The organism is Saccharospirillum impatiens DSM 12546, assembly GCF_000423605.1.
GTDB classification, from domain to species: Bacteria; Pseudomonadota; Gammaproteobacteria; order Pseudomonadales; family Natronospirillaceae; genus Saccharospirillum; species Saccharospirillum impatiens.
In genome coordinates this window covers 1-3,031 of the sequence record NZ_AUIH01000114.1, presented here as the reverse complement: position 1 = coordinate 3,031, position 3,031 = coordinate 1, and the positions used below count along the sequence as shown (strand labels likewise).

Sequence of the window (3,031 nt, the reverse complement as noted above, 5' to 3'; positions counted from 1 at the left end):
AGACCGCGCATTATCTGATTGGCTCCGGATCAGTTTGACTGAGAGTATGTTACCAAACCCACGGTTCATGCGGAATAATTTCAACAGCCTGTTAACAGCCACAATTTATTCCGCGTTATACACAACGGGCATTCTGCCCTCCCACTTCTGCCATTCGCTCGCGTCACACGCCATTGTTGTTATGAAATGGGCGACATTGATACGGCTCACCTGGCCGGAATTGAACACCACCCCCCGGACCGGCGATGGAAAACTCTGGTAATCACTCACCTGATCAATGTTCACCAGACCATCAGGCCTAACAACGACCCACCTGATGTCCGGGTGATTCTGACCAATATCCTTTCTCAGAAATTCTGCGGCCAACTCATTATCTCGGTGGGGAGGCAATAGCAGCCGCACAATGCCAATAACCAGTCGGTCACCCGCACTCAGTTTCTCGGCTAGATCGCGGTTGCGGTTGCCATTGGTGTTCATTAACAGGAACATGGTTGGAGGCCGCTTCCCCGCATGCTGACGTCTGGTGCGAATGATCGAGCGAGATATCCTTTCAACTGCTTCACGGCACAATAGCCGGGGTGCACCATAGATACCCTTGAACGTCAGGTTATGTCCCAAGCAGGAAATCACGCCGTCACAGCCAGAAATCAAGTTATCCAGCTCATCATCCGCCAGCTCTAGCAGACTACCGACCTTTACTTCAAGTTGCGGGTACAGGCTAATTTCTTTATTGAGCGCTGCGGTGTTGCGCGCCACGGTGACGACCTGATGCCCCTGCTGCAACAACAGATTGGTGACGTGCCGCCCGGTTGCCCCGGTTGAGCCGGCGATAAAAAATTTCATGCATCTTCCTCAATTATCCGTGGGGTCGGAAAGTCGTTTACGGGTAAGAAAGTTGACCGCAGACCCATTGAGAGCCAGTATACCCATACAAATAATCAGATTAATCACCGAAATAGTACTGCGAGGTATGCGTTTTAGTATGGAGTGGGGTTCAATCCAATTTGACTGGAACAGAACACGGGCGTTTCTGATTGTTGCCGAAGAGGGGTCCCTGTCGGCTGCCGCCCGATCGCTGAATATGACCCAGCCCACACTTGGCCGACAAATTACGGCACTGGAACAGGAACTTAATGTCACCCTGTTCGAGCAGGTGGGCAAGCGTCAGGTACTGACCCTAAGCGGTCAGAAGCTGGTTGGTTATGTGAAGCAAATGGCTGAAGCGGCCAATCAACTGTCGCTAATGGCGCTGGCGCAAAGAACAGAATTATCGGGGCTGGTCACGGTATCCGTCAGTCAGCTGGACGCTGTTTTTAGAATACCGCCTGTCGTCCGAGCGATTCGCCAGATCGCACCCGACATTGAACTTCGGATCGACGTGTCCAACGACGTAGCAGACCTGAAGCGACGGGAAGCCGATATTGCCATTCGCAACTTCAGGCCAGAACAGGGTGATCTGATTACCCGGAAAATTGCTGATGAACCCATAGGCTTATACTGCTCACCGCTGTACGCCGAGAGGTTTCCGGGCGTCAGCCAACTCAAGGACATCCGCCATGCAGACTTTATCGGTTACGACCTCAGCAGCAGCGTAAGAGACCATCTTCGCAAGCTTGGTGGTGAGAGCGATACCTACCACTTTCCGATTATCAGTCAATTTCAATTGCTGCACATCGAACTGGCAAAGCTGGATCAGGGCCTTATTTTTCTTCCGACGGATATTGGCTATAAAATACCGGAACTGACCTCTTTATTACCCGAAGTCGAGCCGGTGATGGAGATCCCGGTCTGGCTGGTTTGTCATCGCGAACTGCGCACTAACCCAGGGGTTAATCTGGTATTTGATACCCTGGCCAATGCGTTGTTTTGATTAATGAAATAGACTTCAGTGTCCAGGGCGCACATCCTGGATGTCTTGTATCTTTTTCACGTTTCGAAGGTTTCATAATGACCAATGACCCATTCTCTCATCACCCGGAACTCGCTGAGCTGATCACGAGACCAGAAGACTCCTTTTTTCGGGATTTTTCGATCAACAAGCTCGAAAACATACTGATCGACAGAGGATTGCCCACAGGCTGGTGGCACACGGATGAACACCGTAATTCGATCAGAGAAGAAGCACTGACCGAGCATCGCTCGGAGGATCTTTGGATCTTCGCGTATGGATCGCTCATGTGGGACCCGGCCATTCGGTTTACTGAGGTCAGGCGAGCCCTCGTTGATGGCTATCAACGCCGTTTCATATTAAAAGACATTCATGGGGCACGAGGCACGCGTGAAGCCCCTGGCCTTATGGCCGCGCTAGATGCAGGCGGTGAATGCGAGGGGCTGGCGTTTCGCATCGACATGGAAGCCATTGAGAGGGAAACCGATATCCTCTGGCGCCGTGAGTTTATCGGACCTGCCTACTTTCCGGTATTCGTTCCTGCACAAATCGGTGAAGACACCGTCAATGCGCTGACCTTTGTTGCCGATTTTGATGCAGAACTAATCGAGCCTGAACTGAGCCGAACGGAGCAACTTGACTACCTGGCGAATGGTTCTGGTTTTCTGGGTTACAGTGCAGACTATCTTAGAAACATCGCGCGGCAATTCAGGCTTCTTGGCATCGAAGACGACGAGGTTGAAGGATTAGTGAGAGAGCTGAATCAGCTTGAGAAGTAGGAATTGCGCACACGAGCCGGTCATCAACGGATTTACAGCAAGGGTTAACAGGACAGCCACTATAGCCGACTATCAAGGGATATAACTTGATAGCCTGAAATAATGCTGTTCAGATGGGTGTTTCAGGATAAAACCCTAACCGGGGCAGGCTAAAGGAACAGCAACATCCGACAACTACCCAAGTTTGGTCTACGCTAGCTTTTATTAAAAAGCATAGTATTGGGTGTCACGAGAGCCTGTAAATATTTCTGTGTAACTGCCAGATTCACCGGTAATCCGCCAAGCGGTCTTCAAATTCGATCATAAAACGATTTAGGGCCTGCTTCCAGTTGCGGATCGGCATGGTCCATTTCTTTGATGCTTC

Annotated in this window: 3 protein-coding genes; 2 read left to right on the top strand and 1 reads right to left on the bottom strand. The window is 50.8% G+C overall.

The annotated features are described in order from the left end of the window. Positions 1-105 precede the first annotated feature (105 nt). Entirely contained in the window at positions 106-843 is a 738-nt protein-coding gene (locus tag G565_RS0120565; protein WP_028672484.1) for an NAD(P)-dependent oxidoreductase, read from the bottom strand. 139 nt (positions 844-982) lie between these two features. On the opposite strand from G565_RS0120565, the gene G565_RS0120560 reads away from it, so the two are divergent. Together G565_RS0120560 and G565_RS25295 are read left to right on the top strand one after the other, a co-directional pair. Continuing rightward, positions 983-1,870 (top strand): LysR family transcriptional regulator, encoded by an 888-nt coding sequence (locus G565_RS0120560; RefSeq protein ID WP_028672483.1) that lies wholly within the window; start codon positions 983-985, stop codon positions 1,868-1,870. A 77-nt stretch (positions 1,871-1,947) separates the two neighbouring features. Continuing rightward, on the top strand, positions 1,948-2,667 hold the full coding sequence (locus G565_RS25295) for a gamma-glutamylcyclotransferase (RefSeq protein ID WP_051208354.1): 720 nt from the start codon (positions 1,948-1,950) through the stop codon (positions 2,665-2,667). Positions 2,668-3,031: the final 364 nt, after the last annotated feature.

Excerpts from the sequence above, each read along its gene's own strand:
- G565_RS0120565 (WP_028672484.1), bottom strand. The coding sequence starts at position 843 with ATGAAATTTTTTATCGCCGGCTCAACCGGGGCAACCGGGCGGCACGTC.
- G565_RS0120560 (WP_028672483.1), top strand. The coding sequence starts at position 983 with ATGGAGTGGGGTTCAATCCAATTTGACTGGAACAGAACACGGGCGTTT.
- G565_RS25295 (WP_051208354.1), top strand. The coding sequence starts at position 1,948 with ATGACCAATGACCCATTCTCTCATCACCCGGAACTCGCTGAGCTGATC.